Raw genomic sequence first — 5,313 nt, 5'->3', positions numbered from 1 at the left:
CGTGCAAAATGCACGCCCGTCGTACCGCTGGGCTCCCGCTTTGCGAGCCATAATTACCTGCCGACAAGCACCCTCCACTCCTGCCCCTAGTCTTTACTCGCCGCCCCCTTTCACTGACATATCGATACACCTCTTTCGACGAATGGTTAATGGACAGCGGGAACTCGAGCGTGAAAAGCTGAGACCAATAACGATAAACCGCTAAGCTGAGCCAATAACAGTATGCGCTCGGCCTGCGACATCAAAACAAGAGGTGCCCAGCAATGAACCAGCCGCATCCCAGCTACACCAAGGGCGATACCACCCAGCCACTGCTCGAAATGACCATCGGTGACAAGTTTGACGAGACGGTGGCAGAGTTTCCTGACAACGACGCGCTGATCGCGCGCCACCAGGGTATCCGCTGGACCTATGGGGAGTTCAAGCAACAGGTCGACACCTGCGCCCGCGCGCTGCTGGCTCTGGGCATAAAAAAAGGAGACCGGGTCGGCGTCTGGTCGCCAAACTGCGCCGAGTGGACCACCATGCAGTTTGCCACCGCGAAGATCGGCGCCATCCTGGTCAACATCAACCCGTCCTATCGCCTGCACGAACTGGAATACGCCCTCAATCACTCCGGGGCACGCATGCTGGTGATTGCGGAGAACTTCAAAAGCTCCAATTACACCGCAATGCTCTACGAGCTGGCGCCGGAGCTCGAACACAGTGACAAAACACGATTAGTGTCGGAAAAACTGCCGCACCTGGAACTGGTGGTTAACCTCGCGGACAAACCCTATCCCGGCATGTGGCGCTGGCAGGATCTGCCACAAGAGGCCGCATCGGTTACACCGCAAACCCTGGCAAGTGCACAGGCGGCACTGCGCTGTAGCGACCCGATCAATATCCAGTACACCTCCGGCACCACCGGCTCCCCCAAAGGGGCCACCCTCTCCCACCGCAATATCCTGAACAATGGCTTTTTCGTGGCGGAAAGCATCGGCCTGACGGAAAAAGATCGCCTGGTCATTCCTGTGCCCCTGTACCACTGCTTCGGCATGGTCATGGCCAACCTTGGGTGTGTGACCCACGGCGCTACCATGATCTATCCCGGCGAGGGGTTTGATCCCCGCGTGGTACTGGAAACCGTGAGCGCCGAACGCGCCACCGCCCTCTACGGCGTGCCCACCATGTTTATCGCCGAGCTGGACCACCCCCATTTCGCCGACTACGACCTCAGTTCGCTGCGCACCGGGATCATGGCCGGCTCCATCTGCCCGGAAGAAGTCATGAAGGCGGTCACCAGCCGCATGCATATGCGCGAGGTACAGATAGCCTACGGCATGACTGAGACCAGCCCGGTTTCCACCCAGACCAGTGCTGCCGATGCCTTTGACAAGCAGGTCACCACCGTCGGCCGCACCCAGCCGCACCTGGAGTCCAGGGTGATCGATCCGGTGAGCGGCGCAACATTGCCACGCGGCGAGATCGGCGAGCTCTGCACCCGCGGTTACAGTGTGATGCTCGGCTACTGGGACAATGAAGCCGCGACCCGCGACGCCATCGACAGCGATGGCTGGATGCACACCGGGGATCTGGCCACGATGGACAGCGAGGGGTATATCCAGATCGTCGGGCGTATCAAGGACATGGTGATCCGGGGCGGTGAGAACATTTACCCCAAGGAAATCGAAGAGTTCCTGTATACCCACCCCGCCATTTCCGATGTGCAGGTTACCGGGGTACCGGACAAGAAATACGGCGAAGAACTGATTGCCTGGGTGCGGCTGCGCGCCGGCAGTGAGTCAGTTTCCGCCGACGATCTGCGCACCTTCTGCCGGGGTAAAATCGCGCATTACAAGATCCCCCGCTACTTCAAATTCGTCGACGAATTCCCGATGACCGTAACGGGTAAAGTGCAGAAATTCCGCATTCGCGAAATTTCCATCGCCGAGCTGGGTATCGAAGCTTGAAGCGGTAATCGCCCCCTGTATTTACAAGCGCCGCCACCATAGAACAAGGCGCCATGCCGGGGCGGGCCATTCTGGCTCGCCCCTTGCACCTTCACCTCCGCCGCTTTAGGCTCAGATCACCGGCGCCAGCCTACCCCGCTGCCCGACTATGCGCAGGGCCACCCTGCCCGCGACATTCGCCGGTGCCTTCCAGAACAATAATTCCGGAAAAAACACTTATGAAAATAATAAATAAACTGGCAGCCAGCCTGATTATCCTCACCTTCAGCAGCCAGGGGGTTACCCAACCCCAGTTCACCACCACCTCCGAAATTCGCGCGGCACTGGACGAAGGCACCACCACCTCCGAGCTATTGGTCAGCCGCTATACCCAGCAGATCCAGCAGCTCAATGAAAAGCTGCATGCGGTAACCCAGCTCAATCCAGCCGCGCTGGAGGATGCCCGGCGGCTCGACCGCCTGCGTTATGAGGGCCAGGTGCTCGGCCCGCTGCACGGTATCCCGGTACTGCTAAAGGACAATATCGATACCGCGGACGGACTGGCAAACACCGCCGGCTCCATCCTGCTGCAGGACAACTTTCCCCAGGCTGACGCCCACCTGGTGGCCCAGCTCAAGAAAAGCGGCGCGATCATTCTCGGCAAGGCCAACCTGAGCGAGTGGGCGAATTTCCGTTCCACCAACTCCTCCAGTGGCTGGAGCGGCACCGGCGGGCAGGCGCATAACCCCTACGACCTCACCCGCAGTCCCTGCGGCTCGAGTGCCGGTTCCGCGGTGGCCGTTGCCGCTGGCCTCGCCCCGCTCGCGGTGGGCACGGAAACAGATGGCTCCATCACCTGCCCATCCGCCATCAATGGTATCGTCGGCATCAAGCCGACCCTTGGGCTGATCAGCCGCGCGGGCATCATCCCGATTTCCGCCTACCAGGACACCGCGGGGCCGATGGCGACCACCGTGACCGGCGCAACTCTGTTACTGGATGCCATGGTGGGCAAGGACACGGCAGACACTGACAGTTTTGAGGCGCCGACCCGCTATGCGGATCACCTCAGGGCGGACGGCCTGCAGGGTTTGCGCATTGGCGTGGTGCGCAATCTCATGGGCTACAGTGCACAGACCGATGCGGTATTCGAGCAGGCGTTATCCATCCTGCGCGAACAGGGCGCCATCATTGTCGACAACGCCAATATCGAAACACTTGAGCAAATGAATGCGCTGGAATTCGACCTGCTGGCATGGGAATTCAAGGACGCACTCAACGACTACCTGGCCACCGCCACCACCCAGTACAAGACGCTGGATGCGCTGATCGCGGCGAACCGCGAAAGCAAGGAACTGGCGATGCCCTATTTCGGCCAGGAAATCTTCGAAATGGCACAGCGCTCACAGGGCCGCAAAGAAAAAGATTTCGACAGTAAGATTACCGAGCTGCGCAGTCTCGCGCGCGCCCGCGGCATCGATGCTGCCATGGCGAAGCACCAGGTGGACATACTGATCGCACCGACGGTCAGCCCGGCGTGGAAAATCGACCACATCAACGGCGACCACTATGTCGGCTCCGCAACAACCCCCGCGGCCGTTGCCGGTTATCCACATATCACCGTGCCCATGGGATTTGTGCGACACCTACCGGTGGGCATTTCGTTTTTTGCCAGTGCCAATCAGGAAGACAGGCTGATTGCCGCCGCATACAATTACGAGCAGGCCAGCAAGCAGCGCCGCGCGCCGCGGTTTTTGAATGGCGACCCGGCCCCGTACATTTTCGGCAACAATTGAAAGAAGGAAGTAACAATGAGCCTGAAAAAAGACAAACAAAAAGTCCTCGGCGAAATTTTTGATGACGAGCGTATCGCCGGTTTCCTGGTTGGCGACGCACCGGAAGGCTTCAACCGGGATTTCTATCTGCTGGAGCGCGCCTACCGCGGCATGAAGGCAGAAAATTTTGCCACCTTCGTGCACCTGTTCAAGCAACAGGGGCTGAACTTGAACAGCCAGAGCCCCGAAGGCCAGACACTACTGGCGCGCATTGGCGAGCATGCGCAGAGCGAGGAATACGCGGAAATCCTGCGCACAGCCGGAGCGCAATAACCCATGACCTCCAACCCGGTACACGGCGTCAACGCACTGGTCCGGGGGGCGCAGCTGCTCACCCGCAAAGAGCTGCGCCCGTTCATCATCATTCCCCTGCTCATCAATCTGGTGCTGTTTATCGCACTGGGCGCCCTGATGATCAGCCAGTTCGACGACCTCGGCCGCTTTATCGGCAGCCTGCTGTCGGACACGCCGGTCGACACCTCCAACATGTCCTGGTGGCGGGCAATACTCGCCAAGGGCGCGGACTGGGCCGCCAGTGTTTTCCAGTGGCTGGCGTGGTTGATTGCCATTGCCGTGGTACTGCTGTTCTTCATGGTGTATGGCTACCTGTTCGGCATCATCACCAATATCATCGCCGCCCCGTTTAACGGCTTTCTCGCAGAGAAGGTCGAGGAGCTGCTCACCGGGCACCCACCGCCACCGGAAGCGCTGCACAGCATGGTGCTCCGGACCCTGGGGCGGGAACTGCGCAAACTGATGTATTTTCTCGGCTGGGGCATCGTGATTTTTATTGTCGCCCTGCTCACCAGCTGGACCGTCTTCATACCCGCAATCCTGACCGCCCTGTGGGGCGCCTGGTGCATGGCGATCCAGTACGTGGACTACCCGCTGGACAATCACCAGCGCTCCTTCAGCGAACTGAAGCGCGTGCTGATGCGCAAAAAACTCACCACCCTCGGGTTCGGTGGCAGTGTGATGCTGGCAAAGATGGTACCGGTGCTGAACATCTTTGTGATGCCCGCCGCGGTTGCCGGTGGTACGGCGCTGTGGGTGGAGCGGATCTGGGCCGAGGGCGATCCCGGCAAAGGACCCAATGGCGCGACAGTTCCGCTGGAAAATCCGTCTCCCACAGACCGGAAGCAATGGCCGAAAGGCATCGAGGGTCCGGACAAGTAGACCGACGTAAATTCTCCCTGCCGCCACCTGGTCGCCCCCGCTGCACTCGAGCTTGTCTAGGCTTTAGATGGACATCGCAAAGGCAACACGGAAGGCGGCAGGCCTATGAAAATCGACTGGAGTGGGATCCGCTTCGACGGCGAGAAAAGGTATCGCCAGGGGCAGTGCCCCACACGGATTGAGCCGCTGTATTCCGACAAAAAGGATTACCAGAAAAAGATCCGCAAGCTGCGCCACGCCATCGACGAGCGCCAACAGGTGATGTACGCCCACGACCGCTACAGCCTGCTGACCATCTTCCAGGCGCTGGACGCGGCGGGCAAAGACGGCACCATCCGCGCCGTGTTCAACGGCGTCAATCCCCACGGCGT

The 5,313-nt window shown here is 59.9% G+C and carries 4 protein-coding genes and 1 pseudogene; all 5 read left to right on the top strand.

From position 1 onward, the window contains the following. Positions 1–263 precede the first annotated feature (263 nt). Positions 264–1,952 carry an AMP-binding protein gene (locus tag VIL80_RS07750; RefSeq protein ID WP_332035548.1) on the top strand — a complete coding sequence of 563 codons (1,689 nt, stop codon included), beginning with the start codon at positions 264–266 and terminating at the stop codon, positions 1,950–1,952. 218 nt (positions 1,953–2,170) lie between these two features. After that, the gene (locus VIL80_RS07745) at positions 2,171–3,727 is read left to right on the top strand and encodes an amidase (protein ID WP_332035547.1); all 1,557 of its coding nucleotides are present in this window, start codon (positions 2,171–2,173) and stop codon (positions 3,725–3,727) included. 15 nt (positions 3,728–3,742) lie between these two features. Then, positions 3,743–4,039 carry a PA4642 family protein gene (locus VIL80_RS07740; protein ID WP_332035546.1) on the top strand — a complete coding sequence of 99 codons (297 nt, stop codon included), beginning with the start codon at positions 3,743–3,745 and terminating at the stop codon, positions 4,037–4,039. Between the two features lie 3 nt (positions 4,040–4,042). Beyond that, positions 4,043–4,942, top strand: coding sequence for a sulfate transporter CysZ (cysZ, locus tag VIL80_RS07735; protein ID WP_332035545.1), 900 nt, complete (start codon positions 4,043–4,045; stop codon positions 4,940–4,942). 105 nt (positions 4,943–5,047) lie between these two features. Next, positions 5,048–5,313 (top strand): annotated as a pseudogene (locus VIL80_RS07730) (hypothetical protein); the annotation flags it as partial.

Origin of the sequence: Microbulbifer sp., assembly GCF_036563125.1 — a bacterium.
Classification (GTDB): Bacteria; Pseudomonadota; Gammaproteobacteria; order Pseudomonadales; family Cellvibrionaceae; genus Microbulbifer.
Note: the sequence above shows the minus strand (reverse complement) of the source record. Positions and strands in the feature narration are given on the sequence as shown.